Annotated in this window: 16 protein-coding genes and 1 pseudogene; 10 read left to right on the top strand and 7 right to left on the bottom strand. The window is 72.5% G+C overall.

Translation table 11 applies throughout. The annotated features are described in order from the left end of the window. Positions 1–202 precede the first annotated feature (202 nt). From WQO_RS06345 to WQO_RS06335, 3 genes are all read left to right on the top strand, one after another. Complete coding sequence (locus WQO_RS06345) at positions 203–2,407, top strand: molybdopterin oxidoreductase family protein (protein ID WP_010057033.1); 2,205 nt, start codon at positions 203–205, stop codon at positions 2,405–2,407. Between the two features lie 139 nt (positions 2,408–2,546). Continuing rightward, positions 2,547–4,001 (top strand): CitMHS family transporter, encoded by a 1,455-nt coding sequence (locus WQO_RS06340; protein ID WP_010057035.1) that lies wholly within the window; start codon positions 2,547–2,549, stop codon positions 3,999–4,001. After that, complete coding sequence (locus tag WQO_RS06335) at positions 4,001–5,341, top strand: MFS transporter (RefSeq protein ID WP_010057037.1); 1,341 nt, start codon at positions 4,001–4,003, stop codon at positions 5,339–5,341. The genes WQO_RS06340 and WQO_RS06335 overlap by 1 nt, the downstream gene beginning before the upstream one ends. Here the strand turns inward: WQO_RS06335 and WQO_RS06330 are convergent. After that, complete coding sequence (locus tag WQO_RS06330; RefSeq protein ID WP_010057039.1) at positions 5,256–5,759, bottom strand: DinB family protein; 504 nt, start codon at positions 5,757–5,759, stop codon at positions 5,256–5,258. The two genes, WQO_RS06335 and WQO_RS06330, sit on opposite strands and share 86 nt — an antisense overlap. A 328-nt stretch (positions 5,760–6,087) precedes the next feature. On the opposite strand from WQO_RS06330, the gene WQO_RS06325 reads away from it, so the two are divergent. Continuing rightward, the gene (locus WQO_RS06325) at positions 6,088–7,482 is read left to right on the top strand and encodes an aldehyde dehydrogenase family protein (protein ID WP_010057040.1); all 1,395 of its coding nucleotides are present in this window, start codon (positions 6,088–6,090) and stop codon (positions 7,480–7,482) included. A 69-nt stretch (positions 7,483–7,551) separates the two neighbouring features. Continuing rightward, the gene (locus tag WQO_RS06320) at positions 7,552–8,631 is read left to right on the top strand and encodes a Zn-dependent alcohol dehydrogenase (RefSeq protein WP_010057041.1); all 1,080 of its coding nucleotides are present in this window, start codon (positions 7,552–7,554) and stop codon (positions 8,629–8,631) included. Positions 8,632–8,638: 7 nt separating this feature from the next. Here WQO_RS06320 and ppk2 read toward each other — a convergent pair whose 3' ends face one another. The 4 genes and pseudogenes from ppk2 to WQO_RS06300 form a co-directional block, all read right to left on the bottom strand. Beyond that, positions 8,639–9,724, bottom strand: coding sequence for a polyphosphate kinase 2 (gene ppk2 / locus WQO_RS06315; protein ID WP_010057042.1), 1,086 nt, complete (start codon positions 9,722–9,724; stop codon positions 8,639–8,641). Continuing rightward, on the bottom strand, positions 9,693–10,673 hold the full coding sequence (locus WQO_RS06310; RefSeq protein WP_029181968.1) for a DMT family transporter: 981 nt from the start codon (positions 10,671–10,673) through the stop codon (positions 9,693–9,695). Before WQO_RS06310 ends, ppk2 begins: the two co-directional genes overlap by 32 nt. A gap of 375 nt (positions 10,674–11,048) precedes the next feature. Further along, positions 11,049–11,432 (bottom strand): annotated as a pseudogene (locus WQO_RS06305) (transcriptional regulator); the annotation flags it as partial. 85 nt (positions 11,433–11,517) lie between these two features. Continuing rightward, entirely contained in the window at positions 11,518–12,207 is a 690-nt protein-coding gene (locus WQO_RS06300) for a TetR/AcrR family transcriptional regulator (RefSeq protein ID WP_010057047.1), read from the bottom strand. 76 nt (positions 12,208–12,283) lie between these two features. On the opposite strand from WQO_RS06300, the gene WQO_RS06295 reads away from it, so the two are divergent. From WQO_RS06295 to WQO_RS06285, 3 genes are all read left to right on the top strand, one after another. After that, positions 12,284–13,435: an acyl-CoA dehydrogenase family protein gene (locus tag WQO_RS06295; RefSeq protein ID WP_010057049.1), complete on the top strand. Its 1,152-nt coding sequence runs from the start codon at positions 12,284–12,286 to the stop codon at positions 13,433–13,435. Between the two features lie 108 nt (positions 13,436–13,543). Next, positions 13,544–13,834, top strand: coding sequence for a YiaA/YiaB family inner membrane protein (locus WQO_RS06290; protein WP_010057051.1), 291 nt, complete (start codon positions 13,544–13,546; stop codon positions 13,832–13,834). Positions 13,835–13,922: 88 nt separating this feature from the next. Next, on the top strand, positions 13,923–14,561 hold the full coding sequence (locus tag WQO_RS06285) for a TetR/AcrR family transcriptional regulator (protein ID WP_010057052.1): 639 nt from the start codon (positions 13,923–13,925) through the stop codon (positions 14,559–14,561). Here WQO_RS06285 and WQO_RS06280 read toward each other — a convergent pair. Next, on the bottom strand, positions 14,552–15,013 hold the full coding sequence (locus WQO_RS06280) for a MaoC family dehydratase (protein ID WP_010057053.1): 462 nt from the start codon (positions 15,011–15,013) through the stop codon (positions 14,552–14,554). The two genes, WQO_RS06285 and WQO_RS06280, sit on opposite strands and share 10 nt — an antisense overlap. 113 nt (positions 15,014–15,126) lie before the next feature. Here WQO_RS06280 and soxR point away from each other — a divergent pair, with 113 nt between their 5' ends. Further along, entirely contained in the window at positions 15,127–15,606 is a 480-nt protein-coding gene (gene soxR, locus WQO_RS06275) for a redox-sensitive transcriptional activator SoxR (RefSeq protein ID WP_010057054.1), read from the top strand. Between the two features lie 32 nt (positions 15,607–15,638). Here the strand turns inward: soxR and WQO_RS06270 are convergent, their stop codons facing one another. After that, entirely contained in the window at positions 15,639–16,256 is a 618-nt protein-coding gene (locus WQO_RS06270; protein ID WP_029181969.1) for a hypothetical protein, read from the bottom strand. Between the two features lie 236 nt (positions 16,257–16,492). On the opposite strand from WQO_RS06270, the gene WQO_RS06265 reads away from it, so the two are divergent. Further along, on the top strand, positions 16,493–16,978 hold the full coding sequence (locus WQO_RS06265; protein ID WP_010057059.1) for a GNAT family N-acetyltransferase: 486 nt from the start codon (positions 16,493–16,495) through the stop codon (positions 16,976–16,978).

The raw sequence follows: 16,978 nt of genomic DNA, 5'->3' as shown, positions 1-16,978 counted from the left end.
GGGTCCGCCCGCCTCCTTCCGGCGCCGGGGTCGGCCCGTCCCCCTCGCGAGGCCCGTCCGCCGTCTTCTCCGTTTCTCCGTGCGAGACCTCCCCGCCGTGCGTACCGGTCGGTATGCTCGCCCGTGCCGGGCTTCCGGGGCTCCCACGCCCCGCCCGGCCCATGTCCGCGTGCCGTCGCCGCAGCCGCCCCGGGGAGGGCCCATGTCCCACGACTCCCGCACCGCACCGCGTATCTGCCCCCTCTGCGAGGCCACCTGCGGCCTCACCCTCACCATCGAGGGGACCACCGTCACCGGTGCGCGCGGCGACCGCGACGACATCTTCAGCCGGGGCTTCATCTGCCCCAAGGGCGCCTCCTTCGGAGGGCTCGACGCCGACCCCGACCGGCTGCGCGTCCCCCTCGTGCGCGGCGACGACGGGGAACTGCGCGAGGCGGCCTGGGGCGAGGCGTTCGACCTGATCGCCGCGCGGATGCCGGACCTGGTGAAAGCCCACGGGCCGCAGGCCGTCGGCGTGGTCCTCGGCAACCCCAACGTGCACACGATGGCGGGCTTCCTCTATCCGCCCCTGCTGCTCGGGGCCCTGCGCACCCGCAACGTGTTCACCGCGAGCACGCTGGACCAGATGCCCAAGCACGTCTCCAGCGGCCTGCTCTTCGGTGACGCGCACGCCATCCCCGTACCGGATCTCGACCGCACCGACCATCTCCTCCTGATCGGTGCGAACCCGCTGGAGTCCAACGGCAGCCTCTGCACCGCCCCCGACTTCCCCGGCCGGCTCAAGGCCCTGCGCCGGCGCGGCGGCACCCTCACCGTCATCGACCCGCGCCGCACCCGCACCGCCCGCCTCGCCGACCGGCACGTCGCGATCCGGCCCGGCGCGGACGCCCTGCTGCTGGCCGCCCTCGCGCACACTCTCATCGACGAGAAGCTCGCCGACCCCGGGCCGCTCGCCGAGCACCTGGAAGGCCTCGGCGAACTCGCCGCCGCCCTGGCCGACTTCACCCCGGAAGCGGTCGCCGCCGCCTGCGACGTGGACGCGGACACCATCACCGCCATCGCCCGCGAACTCGCCGCCGCGCCCACTGCCGCCGTCTACGGCCGCATCGGCAGCTGCACCGTCGAGCACGGCACGCTGGCCAGCTGGCTGGTGGACATCCTCAACATCCTCACCGGCAATCTCGACCGGCCCGGCGGCGCGCTCTTCCCGCTCTCCGCCACCGCCCGGGCACCGCGCACCGCCGAACCCGGGACCCGTAAGGCCGCCCCCGGCAAGGGCTTCGCGCTGGGCCGCTGGTCGAGCCGGGTCTCCGGGCACCCCGAGGCCAAGGGCGAACTGCCCATCGCGGCCCTCGCCGAGGAGATCGACACCCCGGGCGAGGACCGCATCCGCGCCCTGGTGGTCATCGCGGCCAACCCCGTGCTCTCCGCGCCCGACGGCGACCGGCTCGACGCGGCCCTCGCCGACGGGCTCGACTTCATGGTCAGCGTCGACCCCTACCTCAACGAGACCTCCCGCCGCGCCGACGTCGTCCTGCCCCCGCCGCCGCCCTCGCAGAGCGCCCACTTCGACTTCGCGTTCAACAACTTCGCCGTCCACAACCAGGTCCGCTACACCCGCGCCGCCGTCCCTCTGGAGGACGGGCGGATGGACGAGAGCGAGATCCACGCCCGGCTGATCCTCGCGGTGAGCGGTATGCACGGCGCACCGCCCTCCGCCGTCGACGACCTGGCCGTCGACACCGCCCTCACCCGCACCGGGGCTCCGAAAGAGCTGGCTGCCGGGCTCACCGGCGAGAGCGGCCCCGAACGGCGACTGGACCTGATGCTGCGCCTCGGCCCCTACGGGCTGACGCTGGAGCAACTCCTCGCGAACCCGCACGGCATCGACCTCGGCCCGCTGAAACCCCGCCTCCCGGAGGTCCTGCGCACCCGCTCCGGCCGCGTCGAACTGCTCCCGGACCCGATCGCCGCCGATCTGCCGCGCCTGCGCCGGGCGCTGGGCGACCGGCCCGCCCCGCTCGTCCTCGTCGGCCGCCGCCATCTGCGCTCCAACAACAGCTGGATGCACAACGTCGGCTCGCTCACCGGCGGGTCCAACGTCTGCACCCTCCAGATCCACCCCGACGACGCGGCCCGCCTCGGTCTTGCCGACGGGGACACCGCCCGCATCGAGTCCTCGGGCGGCGGCATCGAAGCCCCCGCCGAGATCACCGACACCGTGCGCAGCGGGGTGGTGAGCCTCCCGCACGGCTGGGGCCACAGCCGCCCCGGCACCCGGATGTCGGTCGCCGCCGCCCACCCCGGGGCGAACGTCAACCAGCTCCTCGACGGCACGCTCCTGGATCCGCTGTCCGGCACGGCGGTCCTGAACGCCATCCCTGTGTCCGTCACCCCAGCTCACTAGCACCACCGCGTTGACCTGGGGTTTTGCTCGTATTGCTCACGCGTCAACGTCTTGTTAACTCTTCGAGGAGGCCCCTAACGTCATCCGGACCGACCGCCGAGACCGGTGGGAGTTCAAGGATGAACGTTAGGTATCCCCCATGCTGACAATCCTCGGCTTCGCCATGATCGCGACCTTCCTGGTCCTGATCATGACGAAGAAGATGTCGCCGATCGCGGCGCTGGTACTGATCCCCGCACTGTTCTGTGTCGCCGTCGGGCAGGGCGCCCAACTCGGCGACTACGTGATCGAAGGCGTCGGCAACCTCGCCCCCACCGCCGCCATGCTGATGTTCGCCATCGTCTACTTCGGCGTGATGATCGACGTCGGCCTGTTCGACCCGATCGTCCGGGGCATCCTGAAGTTCTGCCAGGCCGACCCGATGCGCATCGTGGTCGGTACGGCGGTGCTCGCCGCGATCGTCTCGCTGGACGGCGACGGGTCCACCACCTTCATGATCACCGTCTCGGCGATGTATCCCCTCTACAAACGCCTGAAAATGAGCCTGGTGGTGATGACCGGCGTCGCGGCCACCGCCAACGGCGTCATGAACACCCTGCCGTGGGGCGGCCCCACCGCCCGCGCCGCCACCGCCCTCAAACTGGACGCCTCCGAGATCTTCGTCCCCATGATTCCGGCGCTCGCCATGGGCCTGCTCGCCGTGTTCGTGCTGGCGTACGTGCTCGGCATCCGGGAGCGCAAGCGCCTGGGCATGCTCACCCTCGACGAGGCGCTCGCCCGGGAGCCGGAGCCGGAGCCGGAGCCGGAGACCGTCTCGGCCGGCACCGGTGGCACCGGCGGCAAGGACCGCCTCCACAAGGGCACCGGAGCCTCCGCGGGCGCCACGGGGACCGGGTCCGGGGCCTCGGCCTCCGCCGGTGGTACGGAGAACGCGGAAGAGGACGACGACGCGTTCCAGGGCCTCGACCCGAACCGGCCCACGCTCCGCCCCAAGCTCTACTGGTTCAACGCCGGACTCACCGCCGCCCTGCTCGCGGCGATGATCATGGAGCTGCTGCCGATCCCGGTGCTCTTCCTGCTCGGCGCGGCCCTCGCGCTCACCGTCAACTTCCCCCACATGCCCGACCAGCGGGCCCGGATCGCCGCGCACGCCGACAATGTCCTCAACGTCTCCGGCATGGTCTTCGCCGCCGCCGTCTTCACCGGGGTCCTCACCGGCACCGGCATGGTCGAGCACATGGCCGACTGGGTCGTCGGCACGGTCCCCGAGGCGATGGGCCCGCACATGGCCATCGTCACCGGCCTGCTCAGCCTGCCGCTCACCTACTTCATGTCCAACGACGGCTTCTACTTCGGCGTCCTGCCCGTCCTCGCCGAGGCGGGCGCGGCCCACGGGGTCTCGCCGGTGGAGATCGCCCGCGCCTCCCTGGCCGGCCAGGCCCTGCACATGTCCTCGCCCCTCGTGCCCGCCGTGTACGTCCTGGTCGGCATGGCGAAGGTCGAGTTCGGCGACCACACCCGCTTCACCGTCAAGTGGGCGGTGCTCACCTCGCTGGTGGTGCTTGCGGCGGGCATCCTCTTCGGCATCATGTGATGACCGGACGACCGCGACCCGGGCCCGGCAGGGGCTGGCTGCTGCGCCTCGTCATCGCCTTCGCCTTCGCGCAGGGGGCGGTGTCGATGGCGCGGCCCGCCGTCTCCTACCGGGCCCTCGCGCTGGGCGCGGACGAGACGGCCGTCGGCGTCATCGCCGGGGTCTACGCCCTGCTCCCGCTGTTCGTCGCCGTACCGCTCGGCCGCCGCACCGACCACGGCCGCTGCGCACCCCTGCTGCCGCTCGGCGTCCTGCTGATCTCCGGCGGCTGCGCGCTCAGCGGCCTCGTCTCCTCGCTGCCCGCGATGGCCGCCTGGAGCGGGGTGATGGGCCTCGGCCACCTGTGCTTCGTGATCGGCGCGCAGTCGATCGTGGCCCGGCAGTCCGCACCCCACGAACAGGACCGCAACTTCGGCCACTTCACCATCGGGGCCTCCCTCGGCCAGCTCATCGGCCCGATCGCGGCGGGCGCGCTCATCTCCGGACAGGGCGGAGCCCTCGGCCGTACGAGCGCGCTCGCCCTCCTCGTGTCGGCCGGGGTCTGCGCGGTCGCCCTCACCTCGCTCTGGCGCATCGAGCACCGCCGTACGGCCGACACCCGGCCGCGGACCGGCGGCAAGGTCCCCGTCCGGACGATCCTCGGCACGCGGGGCGTCCCCGCGGGCATCCTCATCAGCATGGCGGTGCTGTCCGCCACCGACATCCTCACCGCCTACCTGCCGGTCGTCGGCGAGCACCGCTCCATCGCCCCGGCCACCGTCGGCCTGCTGCTGAGCCTGCGGGCCGCGGCCACGATCGCCTGCCGACTGGTGATGACGCCGCTGCTGCGACTGCTGGGCCGCCGGGCCCTGCTGACCACCAGCTGCCTGCTCGCCGGACTCCTCTGCGCGGGCGTCGCGCTCCCGGTCTCCGTCCCCGTCCTCGCCGTGATGCTGGCCGTGCTCGGCTTCTGCCTCGGCGTCGGCCAGCCCCTGTCCATGACCACGGTCGTCCGCGCCGCCCCCGACGGGGCCCGCTCCACCGCCCTCGCCCTCCGGCTCACCGGCAACCGGCTCGGCCAGGTCGCCGCCCCCGCCGCGGCGGGTCTGATCGCGGGCGCGGTGGGGGTGGCGGCCCCGTTCGTGCTGCTCGGCGTGGGGCTGGTGGGCGCTGCGGGCCTCGGCCTGCGCGGCGAGGACCGTGCGGGGCCGGCGCCTGCGGGGACGGAACCCGCCGACGAGGGCCCCACGGAACAGGCGCCCGTCGGCGAGGCGGTCAGCGACCGGTCGAGCCGTCGATCAGCTCCCGGAGGATGTCCGCGTGACCGGCATGCCGACCGGTCTCCTCGATCAGGTGGGTGAGGGCCCACCGCACACTGGGGGAGGGCTTGCCCGGCCGTGTGCGGGGCAGCGGTGTGCCGAGGTCGGCGCACCCGTCGAGTACGGCGTTCGCCTCCTCGACCGCCTTCCGGTAACGGTCCACGACCTCGGCCACACCGTCCTCGGGGGCGGCGTGGAACGTCGACGGCCAGTCGGTGACGCGGTCCCCGAGGAAGGTGGCCCGCTCGACGAAGGTCAGATGGTGGAGCAGCCCCAGCAGGTTCGTACCCGAAGGCACCCCGGCGGCCCGGGCCTCCGGACCGGGTGCGCCCTCGACCTTCGCGGCGATCGAGGCGCGCAGGTAGTCGAGGAACCCGCGCAGCACCTCCGCCTCGCTGGCGCCGGTCCGGGGCGGCGGGGTGTCCCGGCGCCGGGTGCGGGGGCGGGGCGTGGCGGTCATGGTGCCTCCTCGGTCGGGGCGGCGCGGGTGCGGGCTCGCCGGTCTCGCCCCAGTGTCGTCCGGTCGGCCGCCGCCGGGGCAAGGGATCATGCCGTTCCGGCAAGTCGCCCCCGGTGGCCGGATGGCCGTCCCGGGAAGCGGGTAGAGGTCGCGGGGGTGCACACGCCCCGCCCGGCCGGCGTCACGGGTGTCACCGGCGTGACGGGGGTCTCGGAAAGCTCTCTGGCGCCGGAAAACTAACGGCGCTAGTTTGGCCGGGTGCGACGTGTGCCCCGCGCCCGCCGCACGGCTTCGGCGCTCCGCACAGCCCGTCCGGGAGGAAACAGCCATGCAGGCCCATGACCAGATGTACATCGACGGCGCGTGGCGGCCCGCCGTCGGCCGGGACACGATCGCGGTCGTGAACCCGGCGGACGAGCAGGTCATCGCGCACGTGCCGGCGGGAACGGCGGAGGACGTCGACGCGGCGGTGCGGGCCGCGCGCGCCGCCTTCCCCGCCTGGGCCGCGACGCCGCCCGCCGAGCGCGCCGCCCGGCTCACCGCGCTGGCCGACGCGCTGGCCGCCCGCAAGGACGTGCTGGCGGAGACGATCACCGCGGAGCTGGGCTCACCGCTGCCGCTGTCGCAGATGGTCCACGCGGGTGTGCCCGTACTGGTGGCCGCCTCGTACGCCGAACTGGCCGCCCGCCACACGTTCGAGGAGCGGATCGGCAACTCCACCGTGCTGCTGGAGCCGGTCGGCGTGGTCGGCGCGATCACCCCCTGGAACTACCCGCTCCACCAGATCGTCGCCAAGGTCGCCCCCGCCCTCGCCGCCGGCTGCACCGTCGTCCTCAAGCCCGCCGAGGACACCCCGCTCACCGCCCAGCTCTTCGCCGAGGCCACCGAGGCCGCCGGTCTGCCGCCGGGGGTCTTCAACCTCGTCACCGGATTCGGACCGGTCGCCGGCCAGGCGCTCGCCGCCCACGAGGACGTCGACCTGGTCTCGTTCACCGGCTCCACCGCCGTCGGCAGGCAGATCGGCGCCACCGCCGGGGCCGCGGTCAAGCGCGTGGCCCTGGAGCTGGGCGGCAAGTCCGCCAACGTGATCCTGCCCGGCGCGGACCTCGCCAAGGCGGTCAACGTCGGCATCGCCAACGTGATGACCAACTCCGGTCAGACGTGCAGCGCCTGGACCCGGATGCTGGTGGACGCCGAACGGTACGACGAGGCCGTCGAGCTGGCGGCGAACGCCGTCACCAAGTACGTGGTCGGGGAGCGGGTCGGTCCGCTCGTCAACGCCAAGCAGCAGGCCCGGGTGCGGGGTTACATCGAGAAGGGCGTCGAGGAGGGGGCCCGGCTGATCGCGGGCGGCCCGGACGCGCCCCTGGAGACCGGCTTCTACGTCAGCCCGACCGTCTTCGCCGACGTCACCCCGGACATGACGATCGCCCAGGAGGAGATCTTCGGCCCGGTCGTCTCGATCCTGCGGTACGAGGACGTGGACGACGCCCTCCGGATCGCCAACGGCACCGTGTACGGGCTCGCCGGGGCGGTGTGGGCCGCCGACGAGGAGGAGGCGGTGGCCTTCGCCCGCCGGATGGACACCGGGCAGGTCGACATCAACGGCGGACGGTTCAACCCCATGGCGCCGTTCGGCGGTTACAAGCAGTCGGGGGTCGGCCGTGAGCTGGGCCCACACGGTCTGGCGGAGTACCTCCAGACGAAGTCGCTCCAGTTCTGACCCCCGTACCCCTTTCCTCGTAGCTCGTAGCTCGTAGCTCGTATCTCGTAACTCGTAAGGAGCCTGTTCGTGGTCCGCGCCGCCGTACTGCCCGCCGTCGGAGCTCCGCTGGAGATCACCGACATCGTTCTGCCGGAGCCCGGCCCCGGTCAGGTGCGCATCGCGCTCGCCGCCGCCGGGGTCTGCCACTCCGACCTGTCCCTGTCCAACGGCACCATGCGCGTTCCGGTGCCGGCCGTCCTCGGCCACGAGGGAGCGGGCACCGTCCTGGCCGTCGGCGAGGGCGTCACGCACGTCGCGCCCGGCGACGGCGTCGTCCTCAACTGGGCCCCCTCCTGCGGGGTCTGCTTCCACTGCGGGATCGGCGAGGTGTGGCTCTGCGCCGACGCGCTCAAGGGAGTCTCCCGCCTCCACGCCCGTACGGCCGACGGCACCGACCTCCACCCCGGGCTCAACGTCGCGGCCTTCGCCCAGGAGACCGTCGTCGCCGCCAACTGCGTCCTCCCCGCCCCCGACGGCATCCCGCTCACCGACGCCGCCCTCCTCGGCTGCGCCGTCCTGACCGGCTACGGGGCGGTCCACCACAGCGCCCGGGTCCGCGAGGGCGAGAGCGTCGTCGTCTTCGGGATCGGCGGCGTCGGCCTCGCCGTGCTCCAGGCGGCCCGGATCGCCGGCGCGTCGAAGATCATCGCGGTCGACGTCTCCCCGGCCAAGGAGGAGCTGGCCCGGCAGGCGGGCGCCACCGACTACGTCATCGCCTCCGCCACCACCCCGCGCGAGATCCGCAAGCTGACCGGCGGCCAGGGCGCGGACGCCGCGGTGGAGTGCGTCGGCCGGCCCGCCACCATCCGGGCCGCCTGGGAGTCCACCCGGCGCGGCGGCCGCACCACGGTCGTCGGGATCGGCGGCAAGGACCAGGAAGTCACCTTCAACGCCCTGGAGATCTTCCACTGGGGCCGGTCCCTGACGGGCTGCGTCTACGGAAACAGCGACCCGGCCCAGGACCTGCCCGTCCTCGCCGACCACATCCGTGCGGGCCGCTTCGACCTGTCGATGATGGTCACCGAGCACATCGGCCTGGACGGCATCCCCGCCGCCTTCGACAACATGATCGCGGGCAAGGGCGGCCGGGCGCTCGTGGTGTTCTAGAACGCCGCTAGTGGTCCGTGGTCCGGGAGGTCGAGGCGACCGGCCCCAGCAGCCGGGCGTCCATCTCGCCCTCCTCGAACAGCCGGGAGGCCGGGCCCACGATCAGCGGGTCCGGCTTCCCCACCACCTCCGGGTCCTTGCCCGGGTAGTCGAAGCGGTCCAGCACATGCCGCATCGCCTCCAGGCGGGCCCGCTTCTTGTCGTTGCTCTTCACCACCGTCCAGGGCGCGTCGGCCGTGTCCGTGTGGAAGAGCATCAGCTCCTTCGCCTCGGTGTACTCGTCCCACTTGTCGAGGGAGGCCAGGTCGACGGGGCTCAGCTTCCACCGCCGTACGGGGTCGATCTGCCGGATCATGAACCGGTTGCGCTGCTCGTTGCGGGAGACGGAGAACCAGAACTTCACCAGGTGGATGCCGTCCCGGGCGAGCATCCGCTCGAACCCCGGCGCCTGGTGCATGAACTCCAGGTACTCGCGGGTCGTGCAGAACCCCATCACCCGTTCCACGCCCGCCCGGTTGTACCAGGAGCGGTCGAACAGGACGATCTCCCCGGCGCTCGGCAGATGTGCCGCGTACCGCTGGAAGTACCACTGCGTGCGCTCGCGCTCGGTCGGCTTCTCCAGCGCCACCACCCGCGCGCCACGCGGGTTGAGATGCTCGGTGAACCGCTTGATCGTGCCGCCCTTGCCCGCCGCGTCCCGGCCCTCGAAGAGGATCACCAGCCGCTCGTCGCGCTCCTTCACCCAGTGCTGGAGCTTCAGCAGCTCGATCTGGAGGTCTCGCTTGGCCTTGTCGTAGTCGCGGCGGCGCAGCTTGCGGTCGTACGGGTAGTCCTCGCGCCAGGCGTCGCGGGCGTGGCCCTCCGGCGTCACGAGGACCGGATCGTCGTCCCCGCTGTCAACGACACCGAAACCGTCCAGGTACGCCCCGCCGTGACGCGCCGCCCGCGCGCTCGCCCCCTGGCCGCCGGGGCTCTCGGGGCTGCCGGTCGGGCTCGCCCCGGGGGCGTCACGTTCCTCGGGGGCGTGGGGCTGGTCGCGGCCCGCCCTGCCCTTGCCCCCGTTACGTCCGTTCCGCTTGGCGCTCCTCGTCATGACGGGATCCCTCCACCGGCCGGGCCGGATTTCCGCGTGTGGGCCCAGTCTGCTGACGGCTCCGGGAGACCGCCACCCCGGCCAGGCACAGCACCCCGCCGACGATGCCGAGCGGGGTCGGCACCTCGTCCAGCAGCACCCACGCCATCCCCACGACCAGCGCCGGGACCGCGTACGTGGTCGCGCCCATCTTCCCCGCGGTGGTCCGGGCCAGCGCGTAGCCCCAGGTGGTGAAGGCCAGCGCGGTCGGGAAGACGCCCAGGTAGACCATGTTCAGGGTGGCGGACAGCGGGGCGTCGGCGGCCTCGGAGACCAGCACCCCGGTGAACGGCAGGCAGGCGACGGCTCCGATCAGGCAGCCGAAGGTGTTGATCTGGAGCGAGGAACCGTGCGCGAGGGCCGGCTTCTGGCTCACCACGCCCGCCGCGTACGCCACGGCGGCCAGCAGGCACAGGGCCACGCCCAGCACGGAGGGGCCGCCGTGCCCGGACATCGCGAGCCCCACCACGACCGCGCCCGCGAACGAGACGCCCATGCCCAGCAGCAGCCGGCGCGGCAGCCCCTCGCCGAGCATGCGGGCGCCGAGCAGGGCGATCAGGATGGGCCCGATGTTCACGAGCATCGCGGCCGTTCCCGCGTCGACCTCCTGCTCGCCCCAGTTCAGGGCGACCATGTACAGCCCGAACCACAGCACCCCCGAGGTGATGATCCCGGGCCAGGCGCCGCGCCTCGGGAGCCCCTCCCGGCGGACGATCAGGATCGCCCCGAGCACCAGCGTGCCCGCCAGCAGCCGACCCAGGGCCAGCGCGCCGGGGGAGTAGGCCTCGCCCGCACTGCGGATGGAGACGAAGGCGGAGGCCCACAGCACGACGGTGGTGCAGGCGGCGGCGGGGGCCCGCCAGCGGTGGGCCGGTGGGGAGGCGGGGAGGGGGGCCGGGGCCGTCGTCATGGCCACGACCGTAAAGCCGAAACGCTTCGCTCCCCACCGAATTGTCATTCCCCGTCAATCGACGCCCCGGCGAGCTTGTCAGCCCCCTCCAGCCCGTCCCGCATTTGAGGACGGAGCCCTGCCACACCCAGCCCGTCCGGCGTTTGAGGACGGAACCGTGGCGCTGGTACGGGGCGACTCCTCCGTGTCCGGGAAGCAGGGGTGCCGCCCAACCCGAGCGCCGGTTCCGTCCTCAAACGCCGGACGGGCTGGAATGGTGCGGGTTCGTCAGCAAACGCCGGATTGGCTGGAATGATGCAGGTTCGTCCGCAAGCGCCGGACGGGCTTGTGAGGCGCGGGTCCGTCCGGCAGGCGGCGGGCCCCCGTGCTGGGGCGTCAGGCGGCCGGGCCGTCGGCGGTGAGGGACGCGGGGTCGACGCCCAGCGCGTCCGACAGCGCTGTCACCCCCGCCGAAGTCACCCGCACCGCCCGCCCCGACCCCACCCGCTCGCACCACCCCACCCCCAGCACATGCGCGCACAGCGCCGCCCGCGCCGCCCCTGCCAGATGCGGGCGCCGCTCCGTCCAGTCCAGGCAGCTCCGCACCAGGGGGCGCCGCCCCGACCGGTCCAGGGAGATGCCGAGCGCGCCGAACCACTCCAGGCCCGCCTCGGTCAGCGCGAACCCTGTGTCCTGCCGCAGCAGCCCCCGTACCGTCATCGCCTCGGTGATCCGGATGCCGAGCCGCCCCGCGAGATGGTCGTAACAGGTAGTCCCGCGAGGAGGGCGGCCAGCGCGGCGAGGCGTCCGGCGGTGGAGTCGTGCGGCCGTGGCCGGGGGGAACGGTCCATACGTCCAGCGTGCGTCACGGACGGTTCGGCACCGGCCGAACCGTCGCCGCGTCGCCGCCCACCGGCCGCGCGTACTGCTCGTACTGGATCGCCAGCCCTTCCAGCAGCGCCCGCAGCCCCGTCTCGAAGGCCCCTTCGTCGACCTGACGGCGGTGGTCGGCCAGCAGGTGGGCCTGGCCGAGGTGCGGGTAGTCGGCGGGGTCGTAGGCGGTCTCGTCGTCGACGAAGCCCCCGGCGAAGGAGCCCAGCGCCGAGCCGGTGATGAAGTACCGCATCAGCGCCCCGATCCGGGTCGCCTGCGCGGGCGGCCACCCCGCCCCCACCATCGCCCCGAACACCGCGTCGGCCACCCGCAGCCCCGCCGGGCGGCGGCCGGGGCCCCGGGCGAGGACCGGGACGATGTGCGGATGCGCCGCGAGGGCGGCCCGGTAGGACAGCGCCCAGTCGTGCAGGGCCTCCCGCCAGTCGCGCGGGTCCGGCTCCTCGAACATCGACAGGTCGACCTGTGCGGAGACCGCGTCGGCGACGGCGTCGAGGATCTCCTCCTTGTTGCGGAAGTGGTTGTAGAGCGAGGGCCCGCTCACCCCCAGGACGGCCGCCAGCCGACGGGTGGAGACGGCGTCGAGCCCCTCGGCGTCCACGAGAGCGCTCGCCGCCCCGACGATGCGGTCTCTGCTGAGGAGGGGCTTGCGCGGTCGGGCCATGCGGCTCATAGTAGGCCCTGCGCACCAGAAACTAGCAGTGCTAATTAAGTGATCGACGGAAGCGGGGTGGCGCACGATGGACCTGGCGCTCAGCGAGGAGCAGGAAGCCGTCCGGAAACTGGCCGAGGACTTCGTCGCCCGCGAGGTCACCCCGCACGTCGTCGCCTGGGACCGGGCCGAGAATGTCGACAGGTCGGTCGTGAAGAAGCTCGGCGGTCTCGGCTTCCTCGGGCTGACCGTCCCCGAGGAGTACGGCGGCTCCGGCGGCGACCACCTGTCCTACTGCCTGGTCACCGAGGAGCTGGGGCGCGGCGACTCCTCGGTGCGCGGCATCGTCTCCGTATCGCTCGGCCTCGTCGCCAAGACGATCGCGTCCTGGGGGAGCGAGGAGCAGAAACGGCAGTGGCTGCCCCTGCTCACCTCCGGCGAGGCGATCGGCTGCTTCGGCCTCACCGAGCCCGGCACCGGATCGGACGCCGGGAACCTCGCCACCAGGGCCGTCCGCGAGGGCGGTGACTACGTGATCAGCGGCACCAAGACGTTCATCACCAACGGCACCTGGGCCGACGTCGTCCTGCTCTTCGCGCGGACGAACGACAGCCCCGGCCACCGCGGCGTCTCCGCTTTCCTCGTCCCCGCCGACACCCCCGGCCTCACCCGCCGCACCATCCACGGCAAGCTGGGCCTGCGCGGCCAGGCCACCGCCGAACTGGTCCTTGAGGACGTCCGGATACCGGCGTCCTGCCTCCTCGGCCCCGAGGGCAAGGGCTTCTCCATCGCGATGTCCGCCCTCGCCAAGGGGCGCATGTCGGTCGCGGCGGGCTGTGTCGGCATCGCCCAGGCCGCCCTGGACGCGGCCGTGCGCTACGCCGGTGAGCGCGAGCAGTTCGGCAAGGTCATCGCCCGCCACCAGCTCGTCCAGGAGCTGCTGAGCGACATCGCCGTGGACGTGGACGCCGCCCGGCTGCTGACCTGGCGGGTCGCCGACCTGATCGACCGGGGCCAGGATTTCGCCACCGCCGCCTCGAAGGCCAAGCTGTACGCCTCCGAGGCCGCCGTCCGCTGCGCCAACAACGCCCTCCAGGTCTTCGGCGGCTACGGCTACATCGACGAGTACCCGGTCGGCAAGCTGCTGCGGGACGCCCGTGTGATGACGCTCTACGAAGGCACCAGCCAGATCCAGAAGCTGATCATCGGCCGGGCGCTCACCGGCGTCTCCGCTTTCTGACCGGTGACCGTGCCTTCTGACCGGCGCCCGGGCTCGTACGGGTGTCTGAGTACCGGTCTGAGTACGGGCACGGATGTGGCGTGCGCCACGTCGGCGGATGCTGGGCCCATGAGTGAGACGACATCGGTCAAGCAGCAGAGCACCGCGGCCTTCTACGTCCAGGCCGTGGCCTCCTTCATGGTGGCCATCGGCGCGGTCGCCTTCGGTATCTTCTTCCTCGACGCCGACGCCTGGGTGCGCGGATTCCTCGCCATCGGCGTGCTCTATCTGGTCACGTCCTGCTTCACGCTCGCCAAGGTGATCAGGGACCGCCAGGAGGCCGGGCAGATCCACAGCCGGGTCGACCAGGCCCGGCTGGAGAAGATCCTCGCCGAGCACGACCCGTTCCAGAAGCTCTGACCCCGTACCGCCGACCGGACCGCCCCTAAGCGCTTGCTCAGGTTCGGGGTATGGTGTTCGTCCTGTTGACGGAGAGGGGCCCTGGGCGATGAGTGCGGCGGAGGAGACGAGCGGCGAGGACACGCCGTGGGGCGAGGTCACTCCCGAGGCGGCCAGGCGGCTCCTCGTCGCCGCCGTGGACGCCTTCGCCGAGCGCGGGTACCACGCGACCACCACCCGTGACATCGCCGGCCGGGCCGGAATGAGCCCGGCCGCGCTCTACATCCACTTCAAGACCAAGGAAGAGCTGCTCCACCGGATCAGCAAGATCGGCCACGAGCGGGCGCTGTACGTGCTCGACACCGAGGCGGACCGGGACGGCACGGCCGCCGAGCGGCTCGCCGGAGCCGTCCGCTCCTTCGTCCGCTGGCATGCGGAGCGGCACACCACCGCCCGGGTCGTGCAGTACGAACTCGACGCGCTGGGCGAGGAGCACCGCACCGAGATCGTCGCGCTGCGGCGCAGGAGCGACGCGGTGGTGCGCCGGATCATCAACGAAGGCGTGCGCGACGGTGAGTTCGACGTCCCCGACGTCCCCGGCACCACGCTCGCGGTGCTCTCCCTCTGCATCGACGTGGCCCGCTGGTTCAACGCCCAGGGCAGCCGTACGCCCGACGAGGTCGGCGAGCTGTACGCCGACCTCGTCCTGCGGATGGTCGGGGCCCGTACGGCTTCGGGTCAGAAGTAGTAGCGGGACACCGACTCCGCGACACAGGCCGGCTTCTCGCTGTCCTCGCGCTCGACGGTGACGACCGCCGTGACCTGCACGCCGCCGCCCACCTCCGTGACCTCCCGGAGCACCGCCGTGGCCCGCAGCCGCGAGCCGACGGGGACGGTCGAGGGGAAACGGACCTTGTTGGTCCCGTAGTTGATGCCCATCTTCATGCCCTCGACCCGCATCACCTGCGGTACCAGCGCGGGCAGCAGCGAGAGCGTCAGATAGCCGTGCGCGATGGTCGTGCCGAACGGCCCGTCCTTCGCCCGTTCCGGGTCCACGTGGATCCACTGGTGGTCGCCGGTCGCCTCGGCGAACTGGTCGATCCTCTTCTGTTCGATCTCCAGCCAGTCGCTGTGTCCCAGCTGCTCGCCCACACCGTCCCGCAGCTCCTGTGCGGACGTGAAGATCCTCGGCTCTGCCATGTTCCCGGTCCCTGCCTTCCGGCTCGACGCACCATCCGGCGCGATGTCTAAGCGCTTGCTCAGCATCGTTGGGCGGCCCGTTCCTGTCAACGACATGGCAGTAGGTTTGAGGGGTGCCCCAGATCCCGCAGACACTCCACGAACTCTCGGTCGGCCAGCTCTCGGCGCGCAGCGGCGCCGCCGTCTCGGCCCTGCACTTCTACGAGTCCAAGGGCCTGATCACCAGCAGCCGCACCAGCGGCAACCAGCGCCGGTACTCCCGTGACGCGCTGCGCCGGGTCGCGTTCGTCCGGGCGGCCCAGCGCGTCGGCATTCCGCTGGCCACGATCCGGGACGCGCTCGCCGAACTGCCCGAGGAGCGCACGCCGAACCGCGAGGACTGGGCCCGTCTCTCCGAGGCGTGGCGCAAGGAACTGGACGAGCGCATCACGCAGTTGCACCGGTTGCGCGACCATCTGACCGACTGCATCGGCTGCGGCTGTCTGTCGCTGGAGACCTGCGTCCTCTCCAACCCCGACGACATCAACGGCGAGAAGATCACCGGTTCCCGTCTGATGCCCGAACGCAAGCAGCCGGCCGAACACCGTCCTTAGCGCCGAGCTACCGAACTTCGTTCCTGGTCACGTCACGCAGCCGCCGCCGCGGCCGGCCTCCGGTGTCGTGGCAGCCGGGCCCTGGCCAGCGTGCGGTCAGTCAGGGCGGGCTGCGGCACCGCGATCCCGCAGCCCGTGCACACCGGACCCGCCCACGGCTCCTCGCCCCGCTCCTGCCGCCACTCGATACCGGTGCCCGCACAGACCGGACAGGCCGAGCCGGGACCGGAGCCGAGCGCCGCGATCAGTCGGCGCAGGACCTCCGCGAGCGGCTGCGTCGGATGGACGCCCGGGTCGGTGCAGCGGGCCACCCCGTGACCGCCCCAGGTGCGCCGGTGCCAGTCGTCGAACGCGCCGGGCCGCCGCAGCCCCGCGTGCTTCTCGCGCCGCCGCCGCTCCGCGAACCCCGCCTCGTACGCGAGCCAGACCGCCCGCGCCTCCTCCAGTTCGTCCAGCGCGCGCAGCAGGCGCACCGGATCGGGCTCCCGGTCCTCGGGGTCGATCCCGTGCCGGGCGCACAGATGGTCCCAGGTCGCCCGGTGCCCGTACGGGGCGAACCTCTCCAAACACTTCCGCAGCGAATACCGCCGCAGGGCCAGATCACCCCGCGGATCTCGGACCTGTCTCGCAAGACTCCGGAAACCGGCCATGACACCGCCACCTCCGTCGCTCGTCCTTGGACGTCATGGAATGGACGTACGCCTGCCCGTTTCGGCTCCATCGAAAGATGAAATCCGTCCATTGGCCGAGAATCCCCATGTGGGGTGGGGTGCCACGGGCGGAAGCGGAGTGGCGCACGGGCGGGTGGTCCGCGGGCGTGCGCGCCTGGCGCGGGTGGCGAAATTGCCTGGCGCCGTCGCGGGCCCGTGAGGTTGGGTTCCCCCCCATGGCAACAGCTCGACCGGGCCTGGAAAAGATCACCGCCGACAACGTGCTCGACGCCTGTCGGCTGGAAGTCGCACCCGAGCAGCGCAGGTTCGTCTCCCCGGTCGCGCAGTCCCTGGCCGAGGCCTATGTGCACCCGGACCTCGCCTGGCCCCGGCTGATCTGCGACGGTGAGCGCGCCGTCGGCTTCGTGATGGCGTACTTCGACCTGGCGTTCGACTTCGACGCCGGGGTGCCGGACGCTCCGAAGCGCTCCGGGCTCTGGCGGCTCGCCGTCGCCGCGGGGGAGCAGGGCCGGGGCTACGGGCGGTTCGCCGTCGGGGCGGTGAACGAGGAGATCCGCCGGCGCGGCGGGACGGTCTCGACCGTGACCTGGAAGCCCGGCGAGGGCGGGCCGGAGGAGTTCTACCTCCGGCTCGGCTACCGCAAGCGGGGCCTCACGGACGACGGCGAGTACCTCGGCGACATGGATCTCACGGCAGCCTGA

This window comes from Streptomyces globisporus C-1027 (genome assembly GCF_000261345.2).
GTDB classification, from domain to species: Bacteria; Actinomycetota; Actinomycetes; order Streptomycetales; family Streptomycetaceae; genus Streptomyces; species Streptomyces pakalii.
The sequence above is the reverse complement of the archived record's forward strand: the minus strand, read 5'-3'. Positions and strand labels throughout refer to the sequence as shown.